The organism is Hyphomonas sp. CY54-11-8, assembly GCF_000682735.1.
Taxonomy (GTDB): Bacteria; Pseudomonadota; Alphaproteobacteria; order Caulobacterales; family Hyphomonadaceae; genus Hyphomonas.
Genome location: NZ_AWFD01000003.1, coordinates 43,640 through 69,763 on the forward strand (window position 1 = coordinate 43,640; position 26,124 = coordinate 69,763).

At 61.4% G+C, this 26,124-nt stretch carries 29 protein-coding genes and 1 other RNA gene; 21 read left to right on the top strand and 9 right to left on the bottom strand.

Going from position 1 to position 26,124, the window contains the following annotated elements; translation table 11 throughout:
• The first annotated feature begins 9 nt into the window (after window positions 1–9).
• From hppD to HY17_RS04625, 7 genes are all read left to right on the top strand, one after another.
• The gene (gene hppD / locus HY17_RS04595) at window positions 10–1,101 is read left to right on the top strand and encodes a 4-hydroxyphenylpyruvate dioxygenase (RefSeq protein ID WP_034763308.1); all 1,092 of its coding nucleotides are present in this window, start codon (window positions 10–12) and stop codon (window positions 1,099–1,101) included.
• Entirely contained in the window at window positions 1,098–1,313 is a 216-nt protein-coding gene (locus HY17_RS04600) for a hypothetical protein (protein WP_034763311.1), read from the top strand. Before hppD ends, HY17_RS04600 begins: the two co-directional genes overlap by 4 nt.
• The gene (locus HY17_RS04605) at window positions 1,310–1,861 is read left to right on the top strand and encodes a VOC family protein (protein WP_034763314.1); all 552 of its coding nucleotides are present in this window, start codon (window positions 1,310–1,312) and stop codon (window positions 1,859–1,861) included. The genes HY17_RS04600 and HY17_RS04605 overlap by 4 nt, the downstream gene beginning before the upstream one ends.
• A gap of 3 nt (window positions 1,862–1,864) precedes the next feature.
• Window positions 1,865–2,878, top strand: coding sequence for a fumarylacetoacetate hydrolase family protein (locus HY17_RS04610; protein ID WP_034763316.1), 1,014 nt, complete (start codon window positions 1,865–1,867; stop codon window positions 2,876–2,878).
• A gap of 177 nt (window positions 2,879–3,055) precedes the next feature.
• Window positions 3,056–3,763 carry a CoA transferase subunit A gene (locus HY17_RS04615; RefSeq protein WP_034763319.1) on the top strand — a complete coding sequence of 236 codons (708 nt, stop codon included), beginning with the start codon at window positions 3,056–3,058 and terminating at the stop codon, window positions 3,761–3,763.
• Window positions 3,763–4,392 carry a CoA transferase subunit B gene (locus tag HY17_RS04620; RefSeq protein WP_034763322.1) on the top strand — a complete coding sequence of 210 codons (630 nt, stop codon included), beginning with the start codon at window positions 3,763–3,765 and terminating at the stop codon, window positions 4,390–4,392. Before HY17_RS04615 ends, HY17_RS04620 begins: the two co-directional genes overlap by 1 nt.
• A gap of 58 nt (window positions 4,393–4,450) precedes the next feature.
• A complete protein-coding gene (locus HY17_RS04625) occupies window positions 4,451–5,647 on the top strand; it encodes an amino acid aminotransferase (protein ID WP_034763324.1) in 1,197 nt (398 codons plus the stop codon).
• A 1-nt stretch (window position 5,648) separates the two neighbouring features.
• Here the strand turns inward: HY17_RS04625 and HY17_RS04630 are convergent, their stop codons facing one another.
• Window positions 5,649–6,572, bottom strand: coding sequence for a thioesterase family protein (locus tag HY17_RS04630; protein WP_139068976.1), 924 nt, complete (start codon window positions 6,570–6,572; stop codon window positions 5,649–5,651).
• Window positions 6,569–7,054 (bottom strand): Fur family transcriptional regulator, encoded by a 486-nt coding sequence (locus HY17_RS04635; protein ID WP_034763327.1) that lies wholly within the window; start codon window positions 7,052–7,054, stop codon window positions 6,569–6,571. The genes HY17_RS04630 and HY17_RS04635 overlap by 4 nt, the downstream gene beginning before the upstream one ends.
• Window positions 7,055–7,187: 133 nt before the next feature.
• On the opposite strand from HY17_RS04635, the gene HY17_RS04640 reads away from it, so the two are divergent.
• Window positions 7,188–7,574, top strand: coding sequence for a MarR family transcriptional regulator (locus HY17_RS04640; RefSeq protein WP_034763330.1), 387 nt, complete (start codon window positions 7,188–7,190; stop codon window positions 7,572–7,574).
• 21 nt (window positions 7,575–7,595) lie between these two features.
• Window positions 7,596–8,444 carry an NlpC/P60 family protein gene (locus tag HY17_RS04645; protein WP_034763333.1) on the top strand — a complete coding sequence of 283 codons (849 nt, stop codon included), beginning with the start codon at window positions 7,596–7,598 and terminating at the stop codon, window positions 8,442–8,444.
• Window positions 8,445–8,447: 3 nt separating this feature from the next.
• Here the strand turns inward: HY17_RS04645 and HY17_RS04650 are convergent, their stop codons facing one another.
• Window positions 8,448–9,254: a cytochrome c family protein gene (locus HY17_RS04650; RefSeq protein ID WP_034763335.1), complete on the bottom strand. Its 807-nt coding sequence runs from the start codon at window positions 9,252–9,254 to the stop codon at window positions 8,448–8,450.
• A gap of 158 nt (window positions 9,255–9,412) precedes the next feature.
• Here HY17_RS04650 and HY17_RS04655 point away from each other — a divergent pair, with 158 nt between their 5' ends.
• A complete protein-coding gene (locus HY17_RS04655; RefSeq protein ID WP_034763338.1) occupies window positions 9,413–10,249 on the top strand; it encodes a prephenate dehydratase in 837 nt (278 codons plus the stop codon).
• Here the strand turns inward: HY17_RS04655 and HY17_RS04660 are convergent.
• Window positions 10,246–11,139 (bottom strand): LysR family transcriptional regulator, encoded by an 894-nt coding sequence (locus HY17_RS04660; RefSeq protein ID WP_034763341.1) that lies wholly within the window; start codon window positions 11,137–11,139, stop codon window positions 10,246–10,248. The genes HY17_RS04655 and HY17_RS04660 overlap by 4 nt on opposite strands.
• 175 nt (window positions 11,140–11,314) lie before the next feature.
• Here HY17_RS04660 and HY17_RS04665 point away from each other — a divergent pair, with 175 nt between their 5' ends.
• The 4 genes from HY17_RS04665 (at window position 11,315) to HY17_RS20175 (ending at window position 13,504) form a co-directional block, all read left to right on the top strand.
• Entirely contained in the window at window positions 11,315–11,836 is a 522-nt protein-coding gene (locus HY17_RS04665; RefSeq protein WP_051599700.1) for a hypothetical protein, read from the top strand.
• 70 nt (window positions 11,837–11,906) lie between these two features.
• Window positions 11,907–12,365, top strand: coding sequence for a YHS domain-containing (seleno)protein (locus HY17_RS04670; protein WP_034763343.1), 459 nt, complete (start codon window positions 11,907–11,909; stop codon window positions 12,363–12,365).
• A 113-nt stretch (window positions 12,366–12,478) separates the two neighbouring features.
• The gene (locus HY17_RS04675; protein ID WP_065383301.1) at window positions 12,479–13,087 is read left to right on the top strand and encodes an outer membrane beta-barrel protein; all 609 of its coding nucleotides are present in this window, start codon (window positions 12,479–12,481) and stop codon (window positions 13,085–13,087) included.
• Window positions 13,088–13,210: 123 nt separating this feature from the next.
• Window positions 13,211–13,504, top strand: coding sequence for a hypothetical protein (locus HY17_RS20175; protein ID WP_155843528.1), 294 nt, complete (start codon window positions 13,211–13,213; stop codon window positions 13,502–13,504).
• A 65-nt stretch (window positions 13,505–13,569) separates the two neighbouring features.
• On the opposite strand, the gene nudC is transcribed toward HY17_RS20175, so the two are convergent.
• Complete coding sequence (gene nudC, locus HY17_RS04685) at window positions 13,570–14,493, bottom strand: NAD(+) diphosphatase (protein ID WP_051599701.1); 924 nt, start codon at window positions 14,491–14,493, stop codon at window positions 13,570–13,572.
• A gap of 61 nt (window positions 14,494–14,554) precedes the next feature.
• A complete protein-coding gene (locus HY17_RS04690) occupies window positions 14,555–15,130 on the bottom strand; it encodes a type 1 glutamine amidotransferase domain-containing protein (protein ID WP_034763350.1) in 576 nt (191 codons plus the stop codon).
• Between the two features lie 246 nt (window positions 15,131–15,376).
• On the opposite strand from HY17_RS04690, the gene typA reads away from it, so the two are divergent.
• A complete protein-coding gene (gene typA / locus HY17_RS04695; protein ID WP_034763353.1) occupies window positions 15,377–17,206 on the top strand; it encodes a translational GTPase TypA in 1,830 nt (609 codons plus the stop codon).
• Between the two features lie 7 nt (window positions 17,207–17,213).
• Here the strand turns inward: typA and HY17_RS04700 are convergent, their stop codons facing one another.
• On the bottom strand, window positions 17,214–17,666 hold the full coding sequence (locus HY17_RS04700) for an Lrp/AsnC family transcriptional regulator (protein ID WP_034763356.1): 453 nt from the start codon (window positions 17,664–17,666) through the stop codon (window positions 17,214–17,216).
• A 75-nt stretch (window positions 17,667–17,741) separates the two neighbouring features.
• Here HY17_RS04700 and HY17_RS04705 point away from each other — a divergent pair, with 75 nt between their 5' ends.
• Complete coding sequence (locus HY17_RS04705; protein WP_034763618.1) at window positions 17,742–18,365, top strand: LysE family translocator; 624 nt, start codon at window positions 17,742–17,744, stop codon at window positions 18,363–18,365.
• Window positions 18,366–18,440: 75 nt separating this feature from the next.
• Window positions 18,441–18,626 (top strand): hypothetical protein, encoded by a 186-nt coding sequence (locus HY17_RS04710; protein WP_034763358.1) that lies wholly within the window; start codon window positions 18,441–18,443, stop codon window positions 18,624–18,626.
• A gap of 47 nt (window positions 18,627–18,673) precedes the next feature.
• On the opposite strand, the gene HY17_RS04715 is transcribed toward HY17_RS04710, so the two are convergent.
• Together HY17_RS04715 and HY17_RS04720 are read right to left on the bottom strand one after the other, a co-directional pair.
• Window positions 18,674–19,081, bottom strand: a complete 408-nt coding sequence (locus HY17_RS04715; RefSeq protein WP_034763361.1) for a globin — start codon at window positions 19,079–19,081, stop codon at window positions 18,674–18,676.
• Entirely contained in the window at window positions 19,081–21,156 is a 2,076-nt protein-coding gene (locus HY17_RS04720) for a S9 family peptidase (RefSeq protein ID WP_034763622.1), read from the bottom strand. The genes HY17_RS04715 and HY17_RS04720 overlap by 1 nt, the downstream gene beginning before the upstream one ends.
• A 169-nt stretch (window positions 21,157–21,325) precedes the next feature.
• Between HY17_RS04720 and ffs the strand changes: the two genes are divergently transcribed.
• The 4 genes from ffs (at window position 21,326) to HY17_RS04735 (ending at window position 26,103) form a co-directional block, all read left to right on the top strand.
• An RNA gene (ffs, locus tag HY17_RS19840) (signal recognition particle sRNA small type) lies at window positions 21,326–21,419 on the top strand.
• A gap of 460 nt (window positions 21,420–21,879) precedes the next feature.
• Window positions 21,880–23,748 (top strand): ribonucleoside-diphosphate reductase subunit alpha, encoded by a 1,869-nt coding sequence (locus HY17_RS04725; protein ID WP_034763364.1) that lies wholly within the window; start codon window positions 21,880–21,882, stop codon window positions 23,746–23,748.
• 403 nt (window positions 23,749–24,151) lie between these two features.
• Window positions 24,152–25,009: a lipid A-modifier LpxR family protein gene (locus HY17_RS19210; RefSeq protein WP_158531435.1), complete on the top strand. Its 858-nt coding sequence runs from the start codon at window positions 24,152–24,154 to the stop codon at window positions 25,007–25,009.
• 17 nt (window positions 25,010–25,026) lie between these two features.
• Window positions 25,027–26,103, top strand: coding sequence for a lipid A deacylase LpxR family protein (locus HY17_RS04735; protein WP_051599703.1), 1,077 nt, complete (start codon window positions 25,027–25,029; stop codon window positions 26,101–26,103).
• Window positions 26,104–26,124 lie beyond the last annotated feature (21 nt).

Sequence of the window (26,124 nt, forward strand, 5' to 3'; positions counted from 1 at the left end):
AGAGAACCCATGGCCGACCTGTTTGACAACCCTGCAGGCCTCGACGGTTTTGAGTTCATCGAGTTTTCAGCCCCGGAAAAAGGCGTGCTGGAGCCGGTTTTCGAGACGATGGGCTTCACCAAAGTCGCCCGCCACCGCTCGAAAGATGTGGAGCTTTGGCGCCAGGGCGGCATCAACCTGATCACCAATTACGAGCCGAAATCTGCCGCCTGGTATTTCTCGCGCGAGCACGGGCCCTCTGCCTGCGGCATGGGCTTCCGCGTGCGCGACGCCCGCAAGGCCTACAAGCATTTGCTGGAGCAGGGCGCCGAGCCAGTGCACGTCCAGACCGGCCCGATGGAGCTGCACATTCCCGGCATCCGCGGCATTGGCAATTCGATCATCTACCTGATCGACCGCTATGGCGACGGGCTCGACATTTACGACATCGATTTCGAATATCTGCCGGAGGTGGAGAAGCACCCGGTTGGCGCAGGTTTCAAGCTGATCGATCACCTGACTCATAACGTCTATGGCGGGCGGATGACGTACTGGGCGGACTTCTACGAGAAGCTCTTCAATTTCCAGGAAATCCGCTATTTCGACATCAAGGGCGAGTATACGGGCCTCACCTCCAAGGCGCTGACGGCGCCGGACGGCAAGATCCGCATCCCGCTCAACGAAGAAGGCAAGAGCGGCGGCGGCCAGATCGAGGAATTTCTGCGGGAGTTCAACGGCGAGGGCATCCAGCACATCGCCCTGATCTGCGACGATCTCTATGCCTGCTATGACAGCCTGAAACAGAAGGGCGTGCCCTTCATGACCGCGCCGCCGGCAGCCTATTATGAGATGCTGGACGAGCGCCTGCCGGGGCATGGCGAGGATGTCGAAGGCCTGAAATCCCGCGGCCTCTTGCTGGACGGCACGACCGAGGGCGGCCAGCCGCGTCTCCTGCTCCAGATCTTTGCCCAGGCCCAGATCGGCCCGGTCTTCTTCGAGTTCATCCAGCGCAAGGGCGACTACAAGGAAGGCTTCGGCGAAGGCAACTTCAAGGCCTTGTTTGAATCCATGGAACGTGACCAGATCCAGCGAGGTGCATTGAAGGTCGAAGAGGACGCATGAGCGAGCCGAAAAAGAAAGTTCAGCTGTCCCCGGTCGGCGAAGGCCTGATCGGAGCCGTGGCCGGCACGGTTGTCGGTGTCATCCTGTGGCGCATCGGCGTGATTTCGGCTCCGGCCATTCCCGGCGTCACGCTGGGCCTCGGTATCGGCAGCTGGTTCAATGCCTGGCGGCGCGCAAAGAACGCCGCGAAAGAAAAGGGAGATACCAAATGACATCACCCGCACACCTGAAAGGCGTCCACCATGTCGCCTATCGCTGCAAGGATGCGAAGGAGACGGTCGAGTTCTATCGCGATGCGCTGGGCATGGATTTCCAGCTCGCCATCGCGGAAGACCATGTGCCCTCGACCGGCGCCTATGATCCGTACATGCACATTTTCCTCGATGCCGGGAACGGCAATGTGCTGGCCTTCTTCGAATTACCTCAGCAGCCTGAAATGGGCCGCGACAAGAACACGCCCGACTGGGTGCAGCACATCGCGTTCCGCGTCGGCTCGCTGGAAGAACTGATGGAGACCAAGGCGCACCTTGAAGGCATGGGGCTCGACGTGCTGGGCCCGACGCATCACGGCATCTTCAAGTCGATCTATTTCTTCGACCCCAATGGCCACCGCATCGAACTCGCTGCCGATATCGGCACGCCGGAGCAGATGAAGCAGCTCAAAGACGTGGCCGAACCGATGATCGAGGAATGGACCGCCACCAAGCAAGCCCCCCGCCACGCCGCCTGGTTGCACGAAAAAATCGCGGAAGAAAGTTGATACATGAAACTCGCCACTATCAAGAACGGCGCCCGTGACGGGCGTCTTGTTGTCGTTTCGAAAGACCTGACGCGCGCGACCGATGCCGCGTCTATCGCGCCGACCCTACAGGCCGCGCTGGATGACTGGGCGCACACGGCCCCGCGTCTGCAGCAGCTGGCAGAGCAGGTGGAGCTGGGCTCTGTCCCAACCTTCCGCTTCCACGAGCATGATTGCGAAAGCCCGCTGCCCCGCGCCTATCAGTGGGCGGATGGGTCGGCCTATATCAATCACGTCGAACTGGTGCGCAAGGCGCGCGGCGCCGAGGTGCCGGAAAGCTTCTATGACGACCCGCTGATGTATCAGGGCGGCTCTGACGCCTTCCTCGGGCCCCGCGATGCCATCCCGCTGGGCGATATCGCCTGGGGCTGCGACATGGAAGGGGAGGTCGCCGTCATCACCGATGATGTGCCGATGGGCGTCTCCGAGGCAGATGCGGCGGCCCACATAAAACTCATCATGTTGTGCAATGACGTGTCGCTGCGCGGGCTGATCCCCGGCGAACTCGCCAAGGGTTTCGGCTTCTTCCAGTCCAAGCCGCCGAGCGCCTTCACGCCGGTCGCCGTCACGCCGGATGAACTGGGCGATGCCTGGAAAGACAGCGTCATCCACCTGCCGCTGCATGTGGATTATAACAGCCAGCCCTTCGGCCGGGCCAATGCCGGCGTCGATGCCACGTTCAGCCTCGCGCGCCTCGTCTCTCACGCGGCAAAGACCCGTCCATTGACGGCTGGCACGGTCATCGGCTCCGGCACCGTGTCCAACAAGGATGCCGATGGCGGGGCAGGCAAGCCGGTCAGCGAAGGCGGGCTCGGTTATTCCTGCATCGCCGAGATCCGGATGATCGAAACCATCGCGGACGGCGCGCCGAAAACCCCCTTCATGAAACCGGGCGATACGGTGCGCATGGAGATGCTGGACAAGGCCGGGCACTCGATCTTCGGCGCCATCGAACAGACGGTCGAAGCGGTCTCATAAAACCGGATCTGACGTCTTGTTTTCCGCCGGCGCCTGTGTTTCAACGCCTGTTGAAATTTTGGGCCCCGGAAACCGGTTCGGGTCACCGGAAATTGTGCTACGCAACATAAATGAACGCGCCTTGCCGGGAAGCGCTCCCGGCCTGGCGCACAAGTCAGGGAGCGACAGGACCTGTCCATGTCTAGCAAGGTCTATAATTCTGCGAAGGAAGCCCTTGAGGGGCTCACCTTCGACGGCATGACCGTGATGGCCGGTGGCTTCGGCCTCTGCGGCATTCCGGAGAATCTCATCCTCGCCCTGCGCGACAGCGGCGTGAAGGACATCACAGCGATTTCCAACAATGCGGGCGTGGACGATTTCGGCCTCGGCCTGCTGCTGCAGACGCGCCAGATCAAGAAGATGATCTCGTCCTATGTCGGCGAGAACAAGGAGTTCGAGCGCCAGTATCTTTCCGGCGAACTTGAACTGGAGTTCAACCCGCAAGGCACGCTGGCAGAGCGCTGCCGGGCAGGGGGCGCGGGCATTCCCGGCTTCTACACCAAGACGGGCGTCGGCACGCTGGTGGCAGAGGGCAAGGAACACCGCGACTTCGACGGCGAGACCTACATCCTCGAAACCGGCCTTGTGTCAGACCTTTCCATCGTGAAGGCCGAGAAGGCCGACACGCAGGGCAACCTCGTCTTCAACAAGACGGCCCGCAACTTCAATCCGCCGATGGCGATGGCCGGCAAGGTCACCGTCGCAGAGGTCGAGGAAATCGTGCCGACCGGCGATCTTGACCCGGACGAAATCCACCTGCCGGGCATCTTTGTGCAGCGCATCGTGCAAGGCACCTTCGAAAAGCGCATCGAACAACGGACAGTCCGCAAGCGGGAGCACTACTAATGCCCTGGACACGCGATGAAATGGCGGCGCGCGCCGCAAAGGAACTTCACGACGGATTCTATGTGAACCTCGGCATCGGCATTCCGACGCTGGTGGCAAACCACATTCCGGACGACATGGACGTCACCCTCCAGTCCGAGAACGGCATGCTGGGCATGGGTCCGTTCCCGTTCGAGGGCGAGGAAGACGCTGACCTGATCAATGCCGGCAAGCAGACGATCACAACGCTGCCGCGCACGAGCTTTTTCGACTCTGCCACCAGCTTTGCGATGATCCGTGGCGGCCATATCAACATCGCCATCCTCGGCGCGATGGAAGTGGCCGAGAATGGCGACATCGCCAACTGGATGATCCCCGGCAAGCTGGTGAAGGGCATGGGCGGCGCGATGGATCTCGTCGCCGGCGTGAAGCGCATCGTTGTGGTGATGGATCACTGCAACAAGAAGGGCGAGACCAAAGTGCTGAAGGCCTGCACCCTGCCGCTGACCGGCAAGGGCGTGGTCAACCGCATCATCACGGACCTCTGCGTCTTCGATGTCGTCGAGAGTGGTCTGAAAGTGATCGAGCTCGCGCCCGGCGTCTCCTTGCAGGATGTGAAGGAAAACACCGAGGCCACGATCGTCGGCTAAAGCCATCTGTCAGACGTGGAGGATTGAATCCGGACACGCTCCGGATTAGGGCTGCGCCATGACTTCTGCATTCTCTCCGCTTTCGCCTCTGCCGCCGGACGCACTGCTCGGCCTGATGACCGCATTCCGCGAGGATGACCGGGTCGAGAAATTCGATCTCGGCGTCGGCGTCTACAAGGATGACCAGGGCAATACGCCGGTCATGTCCGCCGTCGCCAAGGCCGAAGCGCTGATGCTGCAGCGCCAGACGACGAAGGTCTATGAAGGCCCGCGCGGGAATGTCGACTTCTGCGCCGCCATCGAAGATTTCGTGTTCGGTGCGGACGCGCCGGTCCGCAAGGAAGGGCGCACGCTGTCCTTCACCGCGCCGGGCGGCTGCGGCGCGCTCTCGCTGGGTGTCGGTTTGATGCGCCGCCTCGGCGTGAAAAAAGTCTGGGTGTCTGACCCGACCTGGCCGAACCATCCGAAAGTCGTCCAGTCGGCAGGTCTCACGACCGGCAGTTACCGCTATGCCGATCCGGACACGGGCACAGCAGACCGCGCGGCCATGCTGGAAGACCTCGCCAAGGCAGAGCGCGGCGACGGCGTGATCGTGCAGGGGCCTTGCCACAACCCGACCGGTATCGACCTGACACTGGAAGACTGGCGCGCCCTCGGCGCCTTCGTGAAGGAACGCGGCCTGATCGTCATGCTGGATGTTGCCTATCACGGCTTCGCGCATGGCCTCGACGCAGACATCGCCGGCGTGCGCGCCTTCATAGACGCGGCCGGCGAGGCGCTGATCTCCTATTCCTGTTCCAAGAATTTCGGTCTCTACCGCGAGCGGGCCGGCTGCTTCCTTGCGGTGGGCGAAACGGCGGACGGCATCGCGGCAGCCACCACCCATGTGGCGGACATTTCCCGGGCGACCTGGTCCATGCCGCCGGCGCATGGCGCGGGCATTGTGGCGACGATCCTTGGCGATACAGCCCTGCGCGCCGAATGGGAAGCGGAGCTAACCTCGATGCGGGAGCGGATGATTTCGCTGCGCAAGGCCCTGTCGGGGGAACTCGTCCAGCGCACCGGCTCAAACCTGCTCGCAAGCCTTACGACGCAGAACGGCATGTTCAGCCAGCTGCCGGTCACGCCGGCAGGCGCGAAAGCCTTGCGAGAAGAATTCGGTCTCTACATGCCGGGATCGGGCCGCATCAATATCGCTGGGCTGAACCTGAAAGACATCCCGCGCGTCGCCGAGATTATCGCGACGGCGCTTTAAGTCAGATCGACAGGCCTTTCGGGGCGAGGCGTTCGAGTTCCTCGATAGCTGCGACCGGGGCGGGGATGGCCTTGCGCGCGTCGAGGTCGAGCGTGATGGCGGTCGCCTGGCTGGTTGCCCATGGCTTGCCGGATACCGGATCCATCAGCCAGTGGAGCAGGCTATGGGTCTTGCCCTGAACGCCGCCAAGGCCGGTATAGACTTCGAACCGGTCACCCGCTTCCGGCATGTCGTGATAGCGGATCCGGTATTCCAGCACCGCCGCGCCCATGCGAAGATCGCCTGCCGCCGCGGCCACTTTCTTGCGCCAGTCGAACAGGAGATTGGGGACGGAATCCGATACACGCCCAATTACCCATGCCGGAGACATCCGTCCGTGCACGTCCAGATGCTGCGGCGGCACGGCGCCCATGCCGATGCAGGCGATGCCGAGGTCGCGCGGTGTCTCGATCGAGATGTCGTCATAGGGCAGGCCTGTGGCCTCCGGATCGATGGAGCGTGGGGCTGACTCGTCAGGCGGCGTGCCGATATCGTCGGCCATGGCCGCGCGCACGCTCTTGCCCCACGCAAAGGGTTCGCGTCCGGCTGTGTCGATATGCATGATCCGAGTCCGGAAAGCGGCGGCCAGCTGGCCATCCGCGTGGCGCAGCTCCTGATAAACGAGTGCGTCGGCCTCACCGACCTCGATCAGGCAGCCCTTCATGCTGAGCGGCCGGCCAGGCAGGACTTCGCGGACGAACCGAATATGCTGGTCCACCGGCACGATGGTCGATGGTGAGTTCTGGCGGAAGGCATGCGGCATGCCGAGCGCATGGGCAAAGACCGCCAGGCCTTCCATTTGTTTCTCGACATAGACGCGCACATTCATGTGCCCCATCTCGTCGCAATCCCACTGATTGCAGCTTCCCCGCCAGAGAGTTTTCACGCAGCACAATCCCTGCAGATACCGCGCACTTCCACAACTGCGCGGGACATTTTGAAACCGGCCGCATCCGTTTCGGCCTTGAGGGCGGCGCTGGTCGCTTCGGCATGGAGCTCTTCGGCGCCATGGCATTTGTCGCAGATCAGAAAGACAGCCGAATGACGGTGGCTGGCATGCCCGCAGGCGACATAGGCGTTCAGGCTCTCGATCTTGTGGGCGAGACCTGTATCCTGAAGGAAATCCAGCGCGCGATAGATCGTCGGCGGCTTGGCGGAGCCTTCCCCGTCGAGGTTCGCGAGCAGGTCATAGGCCTTGGCGGGCTCAGTGCTCTCCAGCAGCAGGCGCAACACCTTGCGGCGGATTTTCGTCATCCGCTGGCCCTGGCGGGCAACCAGGGTTTCGGCTTCGTTCAGGAACGCGTCGACGTCCTGCGGACTGCAGGGCGTGTTGGCGTGGACATGAGAATGGCTGTCTGTGGCGCTCATGGGTCCAATGTCGTGTGTTTTGTCCACAATGTGAAGGGGCAAGCACTGCCGTATCGGCGCGCAGAGGGCTGGACGGAGTCCGCAAATCACCTGAGATTCTTGCGTAAGACGAAAATCAAAGGGGATGAGCAGGATGCAACTGTCAGAGCGCGAAGGTCTGGAACTGTGGCGCCGTGCGGTGACTGCCTCGGTTCGTTCCGACGCGCCGGACCTGACAGCCCGCCAGCAGGCCATCCTGATGACCATCGCCCTCATGCCGGGGCCGCACACGGTGCGGGGTCTTGCCGAGCAGCTGAATATTGCCAAACCGGCCGTCACCCGCGCACTGGATGCGCTGGAGCGCCTCGATTTCATCAAGCGCGTACGCGATGAGGCCGACCTGCGGAACATCTTCCTGGAACGCCGCCCAGCAGGCATGACATATCTTCGCCGGTTTGCGGGCCTTGTTCTCGCCGCATCCTCCGGCAAGGATCAGGAAGCTGCCGCAAGCTCGAAAGCACGCAAGGCTTCGGCGGCGTAGGACAACGCTGCGGGGCTTTCCATGCCTGACTATAATGATACCCGACTGACACCGCCTGACAGGCCGTGCCGCCCCGTACAGGTGCGCGCGGGAAGCGTGGCAGTCCGGGAAGGTCCGCTACCGGATTCCCGCCTCGCCACCGAAGCGCTGTTTGGCGAAATCCTGGATGTTTTCGAAGAGCAGCACGGCTTTGCGCTCGTTCAGTGCCAGCGCGACCGCTATGTCGGATGGGTGGCGTTGGCGAGGCTGTCCGAACGCCTGCTTGCCCCAACGCATCGCATCACACGGCCACATACCCACGCCTATGCGAGGCCGGACCTGAAATCTCCGCCGCAGCTGATACTGAGCCTGGGCGCGCGTGTCAGCGTGATGGCAGAGGAAGGCGACTGGCGGCAGTGCCAGGATGCCGGATGGGTCCATCATCGCCACCTGGCGCCGCTCGACGTGTTTGAGGAGGATCCGGTCAGCGTGGCTGAGCGGTACATTGGCACGCCCTATCTCTGGGGCGGGCGGTCCGGGCTTGGCCTGGATTGTACGGGACTGACCCAGCAATCCTTCGAGGCGGCAGGTGTGCTGCTGCCGCGCGACAGTGACATGCAGTTTGCGTGGGCCGGAGAGGCCATTGCCGATTGGCAGGCCCCTGGCGCGCTACAGCGCGGGGATATCGTGTTCTGGAAAGGCCATGCCGGCATCATGACCGATTCCGGCCACCTCCTGCACGCCAATGCCTGGCATATGGCCGCTGCGCACGAGCCATTCGAGGAAGCCGTGACCCGGATCGCAAAGTATTACGCCGAGCCCATAGGGGCCCGGCGCATACAAATATCTTCAGAGAAGGGGATGGTGCCGGCCTGGAAGACCGGCGCCTGAGCCTTACTCGCCTTCTTCTTCCGTCGGCGTCGGGGCTTCTTCGTCAAAAGCCTCTTCAGCGGTTTCGGTAGCAGCATCAGCCTCTTCAACGACAGCCTCGGTGACCGTCTCGGCTGCACCTTCCACAGCGTCTTCGACCGGGGCAGCAGCTTCTTCCCCTTCTGCCGGGGCTTCAGCCCCTTCTTCGGCAGCAGCAGCGCCATCGTCTTCACCAGCGACCGGCAACGGGGCCGGGAACGGCGGGGCGTCCGGAGTATTCGCGGCGAGGTAGGCGATCACGTTGATCCGGTCCGGATCCTTGCGGAGACCGGCGAAGGACATGGACGTGCCGCGGGCAAACGAGCTCGGGTTTTCCAGCCAATGGTTCAGATCTTCATAAGTCCACGTGCCGCCGAGATCGGTCATGGCAGCGGAGTAGTTGAAGTCCGCAAGATGGTGCTTGGCAGCGCCGACAACGCCATGAAGGTTCGGGCCGGTGCCGTTGGCGCCGCCCTCTTCAATCGTGTGGCAGGTTGTGCACTGGCCCTTGAAGGTGCGTTCGCCGCGCGAAATGTCCGCAGCAGCAAGCAGGGCACCGAGGTCGAACACTTCTTCCTCTTCAGCTGCCGCGGCGCCGCCGCCGGCAACTTCGACGCAGTAAGCGAATTTTTCGCACATCTGCTCCGACAGGGAAGTCGCTTCAGCGTGCTCTTCCCCGTGGCCTTCTCCACCATGGGCAAACACCACATCAGAAAGCGTCTTGAGCCCGAAAAGGCCCAGTGCGGTCGCCAGCAGCGCTCCCAGGATCTTGTTGAGACCGAGTTCCCCCATGAGGATCTTCCTTCGAATCTGTCTGGTCATAAGTCTTGCGCGCGCGCCTTTTGGCACGCTAACGGATGGCCCGCAATATAAAGGCTGCGCGATAGGGAAGCTTCCCCTGTTCGTCGCGGCGATCCGACGCAGCAAGAAATACGGTAAAGGCCGGAAAAATGACGGGAAAAATCGCATATCAGGGCGAACCGGGGGCCAATTCGCACATCGCCTGCAATCAGGCTTTTCCAGCGCTGGAACCCTTGCCGTGCCGGACATTCGAGGATTGTTTCGCCGCTGTGGAGAAGGGCGAGGCAGATCTGGCCATGATTCCCGTCGAAAACACGATTGCCGGCCGGGTCAGCGATATTCATTCCCTTTTGCCAGGGACCAGCCTTCAGATCGTTGCTGAGCACTACCTGCCGATCCGGTTCCAGCTGATGGCCCTGCCGGGCGTGAAACTGGAAGAGGTCAAGAAGGCCCGGTCCCATATCATGGGTCTCGGCCAGTGCAGGAAATTCCTGCGGGAGCATGGAATTGATTCGGTGACGGCGTCGGATACGGCTGGCGCCGCGCGCGAAGTGGCCGAAAGCGGCGACCGGACCCTTGCCGCCATCGCACCGCGTCTGGCGGCCGAAGTCTATGGCCTCGAAATTCTGGCTGAAGACATCGAAGACGCCGCGCACAACACGACCCGCTTCGTGATCATGTCGCGCGAACCTTCCGAGATCGAGCTTGGCGACGGGCCGGCCAAGACGGCATTCCTGTTCGAAGTGCGCAACATTCCCGCGGCGCTCTTCAAGGTGCTGGGCGGTTTCGCCACCAACGGCATCAACATGACCAAGCTGGAAAGCTACATGGTCGGCGGCAATTTCACCGCGACGCAGTTCTACGCCGAAATCGAAGGCCATCCGGATGAGCGTTCCGTCCAGCTAGCGCTGGAGGAGGTCGGCTTCTTCACACAGATGATGAAGCTGGTGGGTGTGTTCCCCGCGGCGGGCTACCGCGAAGGCTAGCAGATCTGGATTTTCGTTTTCAGGCTGTCGGCCAGGTGGTCTGCAAATAACTTCGCCTTGCCGCGGAGTTTGCCCGCGGCCCAGACGGCGTGGATCGACAGGCTTTGCGCGTTCCACTCAGGCAGGACGCGCACCAGCGTGTTCGATCCGAGGCAGTTCGAAACGAGCCAGCCCGGCGCCATCAATATTCCGAGCCCGTCCTCGGCGGCCTGCTGCAGGATCTCGCCGCCAGAGGCGCGGAACGGCCCGTCGACGGTCACGTCCTCTTTCTGGTTGCCATTGGTCAGTGTCCAAATGGTGGATCGGGTATGGCGGAAGATCAGCGCGTCATGCTTGGCGAGGTCTGCCGGTTTTTGCGGCGTGCCTTTGCGCTCCAGGTAGGCGGGGGAGGCCCATAGCGCGCGCGGCGCCTCTGCCAGCTTCTTCGCCATCAGGCTGGAATCGGTCAGCTCGCCAAGGCGGAAGGCAAGGTCGACCCCTTCGCCGACAATGTCGGTGAGAAAGTCGTCGCCGATCACATCGAACTTCACATGCGGATAGATCCGCATGAAGCTCGCAATTTCGGGCGCGATCACATGGCGGGCGAAGGAGTGGGAACAGGAGATGCGCAGCAGGCCGACGGGTTCGTGCTCCAGTCCGCGGGCCTCGGCTTCGGCCTCATCATACTCAGCGAGGATATCGACGGCACGGCGATAGAAGCGCTCGCCGGCTTCGGTCAGGCTGAGGGCCCGCGTCGTGCGCAGGAACAACATCGCATCGAGCTGGGATTCCAGATCCTGGATCCGGCGCGAGACAGTCGGCTGGCCGATCCCGAGATCCGCAGCAGCGCGAGAGAAGCTGCCCGCATCCGCCACACGGACGAACAGGCGCATTGCATCGATCCGGTCCATTCGAACCCCCTTGCAGAACGGCCCTGTATGTAGGGAAGGCGGGGCTGTTCTGCGAGGGGGCAGGCGCAATTCCCGCTCTCGAATGGCCCACGAATCCGTGAGCGATGTTCACACGCCTTTGCTTTGCCTGTGTGCGGGGCGCCATGAGACAAGCGGCTTAAAGGGAGACGCCATCATGCTTGCACGAATAAAGAAATACACGCCCATCGCCTACAGCCTCGTGGCTTCAGCGGTGTTCCTCGATAGTCTGCGGTTCAAATTCACCAATGCGATCGAGACGCAGGTTATTTTCGGTCGGCTCGATGCCTGGGCTGCCAGCTTCGGCGCGCCCGGCCTGTTCGCCCAGACGGGCCTGTTCAGCCAATATGTCATCGGTACTGCAGAACTGGTGGCGGCAACGCTGCTCCTGCTTGGCCTGTTTCCCACGCTGCGCCGCCTGCAGACACTCGGCGCGCTGATCGCTGTCGCCGTGATGACCGGCGCGGTGAACTTCCACCTCTGGACGCCGCTGGGCATCGATCCGAACAATGATGGTGGTGGCCTGTTCGCCATGGCCGTCACGGTCTGGCTCAGCTCGATTGCAATGCTGGCGGCGCGTCGCGAGACCCTTGTCGCCATGCTTGCCGGTATCGGGAATGTCCTGGTGCCGCCCGTGAAAACATCTCTCCATTCTGAAGCCCGGCACGCCGCTGCCTGAAGCTTCGACCGGCCGCCACGCCTCACCCTTCGCTGGCGGCCGGGCTCACTTCCTGAAAGGATATCTTCCAATGAAACTTCGTCCTCTGTTCCTGGCAGCGTTCGTTGCTTTTGCACCAGTCGCAGCCTTGGCCCCCACAGCCCATGCGGAGCCGGCAATCTATACCGGCCGGTTCTCGGATACAGCCCTGCAGGGGTATGACCCTGTGGCCTATTTCACCAAAGGCGAGCCGGTGAAGGGGGCCAAGGAATTCTCCACGGAATATATGGGCGCCACGTTCCAGTTTGCCTCAGCCGCAAACCGCGACGCCTTCCTCGCGGACCCGGCGGCCTACGCCCCGCAATATGGCGGTTACTGCGCCTGGGCCATGGCCGACGGCAAATACGCCAAGGGTGATGCGAAATACTGGAAGATCGTCGATGGCAAGCTTTACCTGAACTACAATGCCGGCATTCAGAAAAAGTGGAATGCCGATGTTCCGGGCTTCATCGAAAAGGCAGACGCGCAATGGCAGGACCTGCAGGAATAGGTGCCACTACGACAGTCTTGCGTGAATTCTGCGTCATGACTCTCGTTTAACTTGAGGTTGAGGGTAATTAAATCTGAAGGAACAGGTATCCAACACTTTGAAAGGATACCTGGATGCGAACTTTCACCTTCCTTATGGCCGCTGCGGCCATCATTCCCTGCGCTTATGCCGAAGGCTCGGACGAGTCCGGCTGGTATGCCGGACTGAGCTATGAGCGTTTGCAGGAGACTGACAGTCCCTACGAATATCAGGCGCTGGGCCTGACGGGCGGGTATGACTTCAACCGCTATTTTGGCGCCGAAGTGACCGCAGCCACCGGCGTTGACGGAGACGGGACTTTCTCACCTTCGAGCACGATTGAATTTAATGGAAATACGGTCACCCTCCCATCCTACCGGATGTCGGCAGACCTTACACATCGCATTGATCTGATGGGCGTTGGCCATTTGCCTGTGACTGATCGTATCCGTCTTGTCGGCAAGGCCGGGGTATCACATTACAAATACGATATTACGCAGGAAACCGGCTCCAGTCCGGATTTTGGAGCCGGCAGGACAAACTCAAGTTCACCGAGTGGGTACGGTTTCGCCGGCAGTCTGGGGGCCGAGGTTTCCCTAACGGGGGCGACCAGCCTGACCGGTGGCTATAATTACTATGCGGAGCAAGGCACGTCGGACGGTGATGTCGATGGATTCCAGATCGGCCTGAAGCACCGTTTCTGAGCGCTCCTTCTCTGACCTTCCGAAAATAAAAAAAGCGGACGTGGTTTCCCGCGTCCGCTTTTCCTGGAACTTTATTGTCCGGCTTACTTTTTCTTCGCAGCCGGTTTCTTCGCAGCAGGCTTCTTGGCGGCGGCCGGCTTCTTTGCAGCAGGCTTGGCAGCTTTCGGAGCAGCTTTTTTCACGGCCGGCTTCGCAGCCGGTTTCTTTGCAACCGGCTTCTTTGCGACAGCAGGTTTCTTTGCGGCCGGCTTTTTGGCGGCAGCGGTCTTCGTTGCAGTCGCAGCCTTAGCGGCCGGTTTCTTCGCGACCGGCTTTTTCACGGCTGGCTTTTTTGCCGCCGGTTTTTTCGCAGCCGGTTTTTTCGTTGCAGTTGCCATGTCCGATCTCCTGTCAGTGGCAAATTTCTCACTACTGTGATTCGCGCGAACTCAACTCCAGATTTTCGCCTGTGAAGAGAGGCGAAACACGCCTTCCGTGTGCGGTCAATGATCTTTTTCTGACCAGGCTTTCATGATGTGGTGGGCGATGGCCATCGGCGGCGGCCCGAAGATCTCTTCATGAGAGTGGTTCAGAATCCGGACCATCTCTTCGCGCGTCACCCAGCGGGCCGTTTCGATTTCTTTCTCATCGATCGAAATGTCGAACCCTTCCGCTTCCAGGATGAGGCCGACCATCAACGAAGAGGGGAAGGGCCAGGGCTGGCACGCGACATACTCTGCGCTCGCAGCATCAGTAACTACACCAGCTTCCTCGAAAATTTCGCGCGCCGCCGCTTGCTCAATCGTTTCTCCGGGTTCGCAGAATCCGGCGAGGCAGGAATAGAAACCCGGCGGCCACATCTTCTGTCTTCCGATCAGCGCCTTGCCATCTTTTACCGCCAGCATGATCGCGACGGGATCGGTGCGAGGGAAATGTTCGGCGCCGCACGACGGGCATTGCCGTTTCCATCCGGCTTCGACCATCGCACTTTCCGCACCGCATTTTGAGCAGAACCTGTGGCTCTGGTGCCACATGAAAATCGACCGCGCGGTCGAGGCGCAGTTGCCATCCATCTCCGGAATCAATCCGGCAGCCGCACGGAAATCGAGAAATTTTCCCGCGCCCGCGATCAGCGATCCATCATGATCGAAACGTTCTGGCAGGTCGATCGCGAACACGGGCGTCCCGGCCTTGTCCTCTCCCAGAAAGAGGCGAGGCGATCCCGGAGAAATGCGTGCTGCTTCCGGCCCCATCCAGACCAGCCCACTCTCACGGCCCGGATGCACGAAGGGTTCGCCATTCTTCATCAGCAGAACGAGCACGTCTTCGCGCGCAAAGGCTTCTTCCAGCCAGGCCTCGTCCAGCCGCCGGTGCGCGGCACGATCTATCGGTTTCGCCGCAAGCGGCATATCGTTTGAGTTCGTCATGCAACGCGCATGCAGCAGCTTTTGACCGTGATCAAGACGGCACCGCGCGGAAGCTTCCTGATCAGGCGGTCACGGACTCGCGCTGGCCAGCATGTTTGCCCTCGCAGATCTCCTCAACGATCTTGGCATTGAACTGGTCAAGGTCATCCGGATTGCGCGAGGTGACGAGTCCTTCGTCCACGACAACCGCTTCGTCGGTCACGACAGCGCCGGCATTTTTCAGGTCCTGCTGGATCGCGGCGAAACCCGTCATTTTACGGCCATTCACCAGGCCGGCCGAAATGAGGACCTGCGGTCCGTGGCAGATTGCGAAGACCGGTTTCTTCTGCTCAAAGAAAGCCGAGACGAATGCAAGGGCTCTGCTGTTCCGGCGCAGCGCGTCCGGATTGAACAGGCCGCCCGGAATGAGCAGCGCATCGAAATCTTCCGCCTTCGCCTCGTCCAGTTTCACATCCACATCAAACCAGTCACCGTGTTCGCGGTGCTTGTTGCCCTGGATGCGCTGATCGTTCGGCGACACGATCTTGCAGGTGCCGCCTGCATTCTCGATGGCTTCTTTCGGCGAGGTCAGCTCGATCTGCTCAAATCCGTCGGTTGCGAGAATGGCGAGGGTGCGGTTTTCGGCACGTTTCGTCATGATGAATCCTTTCCTGCTAATTTGGCGCGCGGATTGTGTCGCGCGGTCCCGTCCAGCCCTGTACCTTATCAATGAGTGGCGCAGGGCTCTGTTCCATGACGATTGCAACAGGAAGCGGAGCCTTTGCCGATATAGCAGCTGTTCAGCTCCTGGGGCCTTTCTGACACTTGGGCATAGCCAAACCGTGCGGCATCCTGTACCGGGCGCGGGAATTCCCCTTTCTTACCTCCCGAAAGCCTGCCGTACATGTCCACGCCTATCGAAAAAATGCGTAACATCGCCATCATCGCCCACGTCGACCACGGGAAGACGACGCTGGTGGATGAGCTCCTCAAACAGTCCGGCACCTTCCGTGAAAACGAGAAGACGGCTGAGCGGATGATGGATTCCAACGATCTGGAAAAAGAGCGTGGCATCACCATTCTCGCCAAGACGACGTCGGTCGAGTGGAACGGCTACCGCATCAACATCGTCGACACGCCCGGACACGCCGATTTCGGCGGTGAGGTGGAGCGTATCCTTCACATGGTGGACGGCGCTATCGTTCTGGTCGACGCTGCCGAAGGCCCGATGCCGCAGACCAAGTTCGTCGTTTCCAAGGCGCTGAAAGTCGGTCTGAAGCCGATCGTTGCCGTGAACAAGATCGACAAGCCGGAGCGCCGCCCGGACGAAGTGGTCAACGAAGTCTTCGACCTCTTCGCCAACCTCGACGCCACCGACGAGCAGCTCGACTTCCCGATCCTCTACGGCTCGGCCAAGCAGGGCTGGATGTCGAGCCAGTACGAAACGGCGAAGGCCAACATGGACGAGCTGTTCCAGCTGGTCGTGGACCATGTGCCGGTGCCGAAAGTGGAAGAGGGCCCGTTCCGCTTCCTCGCCACCACGATTTCCGCCGACAACTTCCTCGGCCGCATCCTGACGGGCCGTGTGGCCTCCGGCAGCATCAAGCCGAACCAGACGATCAAGGTGCTGAACCGCGAAGGCGGTCTCGTTGAGCAGGGCCGCGTCTCGAAAGTGCTCGCCTTCCGCGGACTGGAGCGCGTGCCGGTCGAAGAAGCGCAGGCTGGTGACATCGTTTCGCTGGCCGGCATGACCAAGGCGAACGTCGCCGACACGTTCTGCGACCCGTCCGTCACCGAGCCGATCGCCGCTCAGCCGATTGACCCGCCGACCATCTCCATGACCTTCCGCGTCAACGACAGCCCGCTTGCCGGCACCGAAGGCACCAAGGTGACCAGCCGCATGATCTGGGACCGCCTGCTGAAGGAAGCCGAAGGCAACGTCGCGCTGAAAGTGGAACGCGCCTCGGATGCTGAAGCGTTCACCGTGTCCGGCCGGGGCGAACTCCAGCTGGCCGTCCTCATCGAGACGATGCGCCGTGAAGGCTTCGAACTTGGGGTCTCGCGTCCGCAGGTCGTGATGCAGGAAGACGAGAGCGGCAACAAGCTGGAGCCGATCGAGGAAGTCGTTATCGACGTCGATGATGAGCATTCCGGGATCGTCGTGCAGAAACTGTCCGAGCGCAAAGCCGACATGCTAGACATGCGCCCCTCCGGCGCGGGCCGCACGCGCATGGTGTTCCACGCCCCGACGCGCGGCCTGATCGGTTACCAGGGCGAGCTGCTGTCTGACACGCGCGGCACCGCGATCATGAACCGCGTCTTCCACGAATACGCCCCGCACAAGGGTAAGATCCAGGGTCGTCACACCGGCGTGCTGATCGCGATGGAGCAGGGGGAGGCCGTGGCCTTCGCGCTCTGGAACCTCGAAGACCGTGGGCCGATGATGATCCATCCGGGCGACAAGGTGTATGGCGGCATGATCATCGGCGAGCACACGCGCGACAATGATCTCGAAGTGAACGTCCTCAAGGGCAAGAAGCTGACCAACATGCGCGCGTCGGGCTCTGACGAAGCCGTGCGCCTGACGCCGCCGCTTCAGATGACGCTGGAAAAGTCGCTGGCCTACATCGCCGACGACGAACTCGTGGAAGTCACGCCGGAGAACATCCGCCTGCGCAAAATCTTCCTCGACCCGCACGAGCGCAAGCGTAACGCCAAGAAGGCCGAAGCCTGATCTGACATCAGGCGCGTTCGTCCTTGGGCGAACCCATCACGATGTACGACGTGATGGAGCTGACTTGCGGCACCGTACCAAGCACTTCCGTGTGGAAATGCTTATACGCCGCCAGGTCCGCCGCCTCGACGCGGAGCAGGTATTCGATCGTGCCCGTCACATTGTGGCATTCGCGGACTTCCGGCGCGCGCTGCATGGCCTTTTCGAAGGCTGTCTGATCGGCTTTCGTGTGGCGTGACAGGCCGACCGTGATGTAGGCAACGAAGCCATTGCCTGTTGCGGCACGGTCGACCACGGCGCGATAGCCCGTGATGACGCCGGTGCGTTCCAGTTCCTGCACCCGGCGCAAACAGGCCGAGGGGGACAAGCCGACTTTTTCGGCCAGATCCAGATTGCTGATCCGCCCATTCGCCTGAAGCTCGCGCAATATATTGCGGTTTATGGTATCAATTTCCGTCATGAATTGTGAAAATAGTGTCTCGTTGAGCAAATATGCAAGTACATTGCGTCATGGCTCGCATAAAGTTGCGCCATGATGCCGTTTGAACTCCTCCTTGCACTTTTCGTGTTCGCGTTCGTTGCCTCCATCACGCCGGGGCCGAACAATCTGATGCTGATGGCATCGGGCACCAATTTCGGCCTGAAGCGGACATTGCCGCACATGGCCGGGGTCACGGTCGGGTTCACCCTGATGATCGTGCTGGTCGGACTGGGGCTGGCGCAGATTTTCGATGCCTTCCCGGTGACTTTGCTGGTCCTGAAGGGCGTCAGCGCCGCTTACCTGCTTTACCTCGCCTGGAAGATTGCCAATGCCGCCCCGCCGCCGGACGCGGCCATGGAGGCAAACACGGGCAAGCCGTTCAGTTTCGTGCAGGCGGCGGCCTTCCAGTGGGTCAACCCGAAGGCCTGGGCGATGGCCCTGACGGCGATCAGTGCCTACACGCTGCCGGACCATCCCTTCATCAGCCTTGCGATCATGGCGGGCATCTTCGCCGGCATCAGCCTGTTCAGCACGTCCACCTGGACGGTCATGGGCACGCAGGTTCGGCGGTTCCTGCACAGCCCCCTCCGGCTGCGGATTTTCAACATCGCGGCATCGCTGCTTCTGGTCGCCACCCTGTGGCCAATCCTGACCTCAGGCGATCTTGCCGCGCATTGAAGCGGCAAGGCCATCGGAACCGGAGGCGGTTTGAGACGTTTGTTCCCGGACTCATAAGAACCGGGAGCGTGCGCCATGTCGTCTTTTTCTCTCTACCTGTTCGGCTTCGTCATCTTCATCGCCGGACTGGCCTATGGTGCCTTCCTCCTCGGCATCGCGCCAAGCTGGATCGCCGTCGGCGCCTTCATCCTGTTTGGCCTTGGCATTGTGACCGGAGTTGGCAAGACGCGGACACGCGACGAGTCGCCAGCCGGCGACTAGCGCTGTCCGTGCGGAGCGCCGGGGTCAAAGGCAGGGCCCGCGGCGCTTCAGGCGGGCAGGGGCTGGGAGAGGCGCGAAACGTCGGCAAGCACTGACGTCCACGCCGCCTCCATCAACGGCGACCAGTCGCTGCCCGCCACTTCTTTCGTCACATCGCGGATGATGTCGAAGAAGACCTCGAACATGCCGGCGGGCACATCATAGGTGTCGTGATTCACCCGTTCCGACCGGATCACGGTTTCGGCCAGCGTGCCGGGGCCGTCCGCCAGATCGATCAGGCATTCAAACGCCTGGCTCAGCATCGAGCCGCGCACCCCGCCATCCGTATCCATCAGGAACAGGTCTTCGAGATCCGGATAGGCCGCGAACAGCCGCGCATATACTTGTTCCGTCACATCCCCGGCCCGCTCAGAGAGCAGGCCAAGGCTGTCAACAAGGGCTGGATGTTCGGGCATCAGTCTTCCGCCCCATCCTCTTTCTTCGCCGGGTCATACTTCGCGAACCAGCCCATGATGTTGTCTGTCTTGGCGATCAGGCGGGACGGACGGGAAGCGATATAGTGCGGCGAACCCGGCACGCGGACATAGACCGTGTCCACACCATTCATTTTAAGGGCGGTGTAGAACTGTTCGGCTTCCCAGGCGGGCGTGCGCCAGTCTTCCTCACCCACCATGATCATGGTCGGCGTCGTCACCTTGTCGACATAGCGGATCGGCGAGAATTTGAGGAAGGCCTCCGGGTCGGCCCATGGGTCGGCGCGGATCCAGTGGCGGCGTACGAACTGCGCGATGTCGCCGGCGAGGGCCATCGTCATCCAGTTGATCACCGGCTTGATCGAGGCAGCGGCCGCGAAGCGATCAGTCTTCGTCACGGTCCATGCCGTCAGGATGCCGCCGCCGGAGCCGCCGGTGATGAACAGGCGATCTTCGGAGACATAGTCTTTGGCAACGAGTTCATCGACGACGCTCATCAGGTCGTCATAGTCATTGCCGGGATAGGCAAGGTCGATCAGCTGGGCGAACTCTTCGCCATAGCCGGTCGAGCCGCGCGGATTTGTCCACACGGTGACATAACCTTCAGCGGCATAGCGCTGGATCTCGCTGCCGAAGAACGGCGAGTACATGGCGTAAGGCCCGCCATGGATTTCCAGGATCATCGGGAAGCTGCCATCGGGCTTGAAGTCCGGCGGCAGGGCGACCCACGCCTCGATCTCGCGGCCATCGGCGCTGGAGGCGACGTGAAGCTCCTCCACTTTCGCCATGTCGAGATAGGGCAGGACGTCGGCATTAAGTTCCGTCAAGACACGGTTGTTCTTGCCATTGGCGCCGATCGTAGCGACCTCGGCCGGGCGGTCGGAGAAGCCGGCCGTATAGGCGATGACCGGCCGGCGGCCTTCGCTGACGGAGAAGCTGCCTTCGGCATAGGGACGCCCGATGGAGGCGCCGCCGACATTGGTGACAACCTGGCTGACATCGCCGTTCAGTTCGACATTATAAACGCTGAGCACACCATGGTCTTCGCAGAGGGCGAGGATGCTCTTGCCGTCCGGGGCCCAGGCGACGCTGCCGAATTCCAGCGGGAAGTCGGCCGCCAGTTCCCGGACGTTTCCGCCATCGGCATCCATCAGGTAGAGATTGGCCTGCTCATAGGCTTTCAGGTGATCGTCAAACCCGCGGAAAGCGATGGTCTTGCCATCCGGGGAAACGACTGGGCCAAGGTCAGGCCCGTCGCGGCTGGTCAGGGGGCTGATCGAATTGTCGGCCAGCTCTACCTTGTAGATTTCGCTCTCGATCGGATCCATGTCCCGGTCGTCTGCGAGGTTGCCGGTAACCAGCAGCGTGTCATTGTCCAGCCATTGCGGCCCGCCGAGGTCGGCCTCTTCAAACGTCACCTGGCGCGGCGTGCCGCCATCGACGGTCAGCACGAACACCTGCTCGGCGCCGTCCTTCAGGTAGCCGGCACCGTCAAAGCGGAAGGTGAGGTCGTTGATGACCTTCACGCCGTCATTCCACTTGGCACCTTCCGGCGGGGCGAGGGGCTTGGCGAAGCTTGGCGTCTCGCCCTTCACGAACATGGAGAAGGCGACCTGCTTGCCGTCCGGCGACCAGACTGCGCTGCTCGGGCCTTCCTCGGTGAACTGGGCCAGCGAGAAGCTGCGGCCGCTGTCCAGATAAAGGAGGCGCATCTCGGGGCCATTGCCGTTCGAAGACATGTAGATGATGCGCGAGCCATCCGGGGACCAGCGCGGCCGGCCGGCCGACACATCGGTTACCAGCGGACGGTGCGCGCCGCTGTCCAGATCGATCGACCAGAGGTGCCCCGTGTCGCGGTCTGTCATCTTGTCCATGGCGTGGCGCACATAGACGACCGTCTTGCCATCCGGGGAGACCTGCGGATCCGTCGCATACTCCATGTCGAATACGCGCTCGGCGGTGAAGCGCTTGGATGGCGCCTCGTCTTCCTGTGCGAGCGCCGGTGCGGCGCTCAGCAATGCGGCCACGGCGGCCATCGCGAGCAGTTTTTGTTTCATTGAGAAACCTTCCCATTCTTGAACAAGTTGGGTCATGGCTAGCATGAGGATCCTCAGCAGGACAGCATTTGATGGTCCGTCATAGTCCGGCGCGGTCATGGCTTGGTCTGGCCATGAACTCACTCTGGCCCTTGCGTCCGGGGCGGCCTCTGCGCATATAGCTCGCGGGAGGCAGGTGGCGGACGGGCCGCTCGCCAACCGGGTCAGGCCGGGAACGGAGCAGCCCCAACGAGTTTTCCGCCCGGGTCGCTCGCCTGTCTCCTTCATCTTCTCCATTTCATCGATATGCCATCTCATTCCGCCCGTCCGGGGCAGGAGAGACGACTCATCCGGCTCGCCTCATCCGGGAATCGGCTGCGACAGGAATCGTTTTCTGCGTGTGTTCGGGGACAGGCACCTACTAGGGATAGTGTATGGCCCGGATTTCGCGCCTTATTGCCGGCCAGGCCTTGCCCGTTTTTTCGGCGGTCACCTCATGCACTGATCTGCGTTCCATCATGATTTCCACAGGTCAGAAGGCCCGTGGTACTTGAGTTTTCAGGGTTCCGGAAAGAGTTTGTTAACCAGATTTCCACGGCGAATGTGAAGCTTTCCCGACAAACGACGTTGACCGGGTGTTAACCTTCGGACACTATATGTAGTGTCAGGAACGACGGAGGGCGCCACATATTGGCGCTTGGGGCTGAAGTTCCTATATTTTCAATAGATCCGGAGGGCTGCCGCATGTCTGCAACCAACGCCAACGCTGTGACTGAAAACGCGCCTCGCAAGGGGAAGCCGAAGTCGGGTGCTGATACGCAGTTGCGTGTGGTTTCGAACATGGAAGTCGTGACCGACTCCAGCCGCGATGCAAACCTCACCGAATTCGGCAAGAAGACGCTGGAAGACCGCTATCTGCTGCCGGGCGAGTCCTATCAGGACATGTTCGCCCGCGTCTCCAAGGCCTTCGCCGACGACCAGGCCCACGCCCAGCGCCTCTATGACTATATGTCGAAGCTCTGGTTCATGCCGGCGACGCCCGTTCTCTCGAATGGCGGCGCGGATCGCGGTCTGCCGATCTCCTGTTTCCTCAACCAGGTCGGCGACTCGCTCGACGACATCGTCGGCACCTGGACCGAGAATGTCTGGCTCGCCTCCAATGGCGGCGGCATCGGCACATATTGGGGCAACGTCCGCTCCATCGGTGAGAAAGTCGGCCAGAACGGACAGACCTCCGGCATCATCCCGTTCATCCGCGTGATGGACTCGCTGACGCTCGCGATCTCGCAGGGCTCGCTCCGCCGCGGCTCGGCGGCCTGCTACCTCGACATCCACCACCCGGAAATCGAGGAATTCCTTGAAATCCGTAAGGCCTCGGGCGACTTCAACCGCAAGTCCCTGAACCTGCACCACGGCCTCAACATCACCGACGCCTTCATGGAAGCCGTCCGCAATGATGAAGAGTTCGGCCTGATCTCGCCGAAAACCGGCGAAGTGCTGAAGACGGTCAACGCCCGCAAGCTGTGGCAGAAGATTCTCGAGCTGCGCATGCAGACCGGCGAACCCTACCTGCTGTTCACCGACACGGTGAACAATTCCATGCCGGCGCACCAGCGCAAGCTGGGCCTGAAGGTGACGCAGTCGAACCTCTGCTCTGAAATCACCCTGCCGACCGGTGTCGATCACCGCGGCGAGGACCGTACGGCCGTCTGCTGCCTCTCTTCGGTCAATGCCGAGAAGTATCTGGAATGGTCGAAGGACGAGAACTTCCTCGAAGACATCTTCCGCTTCCTCGACAATGTGCTGGAAGACTTCATCGAGCGGGCGCCGTCCGAAATGGAACGCGCCGTCTACTCCGCCAAGCGCGAGCGCTCGGTCGGTCTCGGCGTGATGGGCTTCCACTCCTTCCTTCAGAAGATGAACGTCTCCATGGAAAGCGCCATGGCGAAGGTCTGGAACGAGAAGATCTTCAAGGACGTCCGCAAGGGCGCCGACGCGGCATCCGTGAAGCTGGCCAAAGAACGCGGCCCGTGTGAAGACGCGCGCGACGCCGGCATGATGGCCCGCTTCAGCCACAAGATGGCCGTTGCGCCGACCGCGTCGATCTCGATCATCTGCGGCGGCACCTCCGCCGGCATCGAGCCGATCCCGGCCAACGTCTACACCCACAAGACCCTGTCGGGCTCCTTCACGGTGAAGAACCCGCAGCTTGAAGCCCTGCTGGAAAGCAAAGGCCTCAACACGCCGGAAACCTGGGGTTCGATCCTGGAGCATGAAGGCTCGGTCCAGCACCTCGAAGAGCTCGACGAGCATGAGCGCGCCGTGTTCAAGACCGCTTTCGAACTCGATCAGCGCTGGATCGTGGAACTGGCGGCAGACCGCACGCCGTACATCTGCCAGTCGCAGTCGCTGAACCTGTTCCTGCCGGGCGACATCGCCAAATGGGACCTGCACATGCTGCACTGGACGGCGTGGGAGAAGGGGCTCAAGTCGCTTTATTACTGCCGCTCGAAGTCTGTTCAGCGGGCTGCCTTTGCAGGCTCGGAAAAGGTGGAAGCCGGTCAGATGGAGACGCCGAACACCGATTATGACGAGTGTCTGGCCTGCCAGTAAGGGTCATCCGGAAGTAGCATATTTGATCGCGCACGGCGGGAACCCGGACAAGGTTCTCGCCGTTTGCGTGTGTCATATTCGGTCGGAAGTGCACAAATTCGCGTCAGAATGGTGCATTACACCCAGTTCACACGTCTGGATTGAGGGCGCTTAATCTAAATTTTTCAATAGGTTAATGCCGGAATATGGCGATTTGGCGCGAGAATTGCCCGAAATAATCCTAAAAAAACCGGAGTCTGGAACAGACTCTACAGAAACGCGTTGGAGTAATCAGAATTAATCTTTTTTGAGTGGAAAGTGGTTTGAGGCGCCTGTGGCCTTCATGCTACATTAAATGAACAGTGGCCTAATTCCCGTTAACGGTTCTAACCCGGGGAAGGCAGCCATGAGAGGTGTGGGTCGAATGGTAGTTGCAGTTGCCAGTGCAGTATTGACGATGGCCTGCCAAGGTTGCGTGGCCGTCTCTCCGCATGACCAGATGCGGATCGAACCGGCTGTGCCGCCGACCGTCGGCATGATGATGGCCGCACCGGGCCCGCAGTCAGCAGCAGCGCCGATTGCATCTGACCGTGCCGCGATTTCCGTGCATGTTGTTGATGGCCTGCCGAGCCGGTTTACCGGCACGCCGCTGGGCCTTGGCAGCGAATTGGCGACCCTTGCCTTTACCGGCACGCCGGCAGATTTCTCTTCAGGCTCTCTGGTGGCCCCATCGACCGGCAAACCTGAATTGGGTTGGTCCGGCTCAGGCGCTCTGACGGCTGTCACGGCTGAGCGCTCTGCTGCAGCCGCGCTGAACCCGGCGCTGGCCAAGGTAGAGAAAGACATCGCCGCCGAAGTGGCGTTCTCCGCTCCGAAAGAAATGACCGGCCTCACCTTCGATGTGGGCGTCGCGCCGCGTATCGCCGTGCGCGAAGACGGCGAGATCCTGACCCAGCGTTTCGGTGGTGAGGTCCGTATCGGTCAGGACTTCGACCTGCTGGATTCGAACGGACAGCCCCAGGGCTGGTACCTGTTCGCTGGTGCCGATGGCGAAGCGCTTGTCTGGGATGCGGATCGGAACGGATTCACACCGCAACTGGGTGACATGTCTCTGACCGACCAGGTGACTGTTGGTGACCTTCAGGCGGGCGTCTCCATCCAGCGCGGCGGCGGCCAGCTTTCGCTGTCCTATATCCGCCGGGAAGTGAAATATCGCGACCGCAATGGCGGCTTCAGCGAGAATGAAGATTTCGCAGGTGTCAGTTTCACCATGCGCCGATAGGTGCTATCGCTCGGGGCATGAAACTGACCCGATTTGAAACACTGACTGGGACAGGGGCCGCGCGGATTGCAGCGGCCCTTTTCATTGGCGCGACCTGTGTCATGGCGCTGCCCGCATCGGCTGAGGATCAGGTTGAGACCGGTCCGGTCGCCCCGCGAAAGCCGGGCGTCTGGTCACTGACTTCCGAGAATGACATGTTCGGTTCCGGCACGGACCGGAACTATTCGAACGGCGTGCGCCTCGAACATGTGTCGGCTGCCGACGAGGTGCATCCCGGCCTGAAATGGGTCGCGGCCCGGCTGCCCTGGATCGATGTTGAGCGGACAGACCTGCGCCAGGGCTTTGGTCTCTCCCACGCCATCTTCACGCCCGAGGACATTACGCTGGAGGATCCAAACCCGCTCGACCGGCCGTATGCCGGCTGGCTTTCTTTGTCTTCCACGATTGCAGCGACGGACATCGAAAAGGAATTGCAGGACACGCTTCAGGTCAATCTGGGGATCGTCGGGCCGTCGGCAGGCGGCGAATTTGTCCAGAACAATTGGCACAAGATGCTGGGTATTCCGGGGGCTCAGGGTTGGGATCATCAGCTGAAAGATGAGCCGGGTGTCGAGATCATCGCGCAACGCCTGCAGCGGCTGAACAAGTTCGATCTGCCATTCGGATTGGAAACGGATTTTGCCGGGCATGCCGGTTTTGCCCTAGGGAATGTGCGCACTTATGCGAACACGGGACTGACGGCGCGTATTGGCTGGGATCTCGACTCCGGATTTGGCCCGCCGCGCATCCGCCCGGCGCTGGCCGGGGCAGGGGAGTTTATTCCCGGTACAGATGAAACCCCCTGGGGCGGGTATGCCTTTATCGGCGTCGACGGCCGCGCCATTGCACGGGACATGTTCCTGGACGGCAATCTGTGGCGCGACTCGGCGCGTGTGGAAGATCGCCGCGCGCTCTCCGGGGACCTGCAGGCGGGCCTTGTGGTTCACTATCGCGACGTGCAGGTCGCTTTCACATGGGTGACACGGACAGAGCAGTTTGCCTATCAGGACGGCCCCCAGCAATTCGGCGCCGTCTCGATTTCCATCGCTCACTAGGCCGCTCAACGCCGGGCGGCT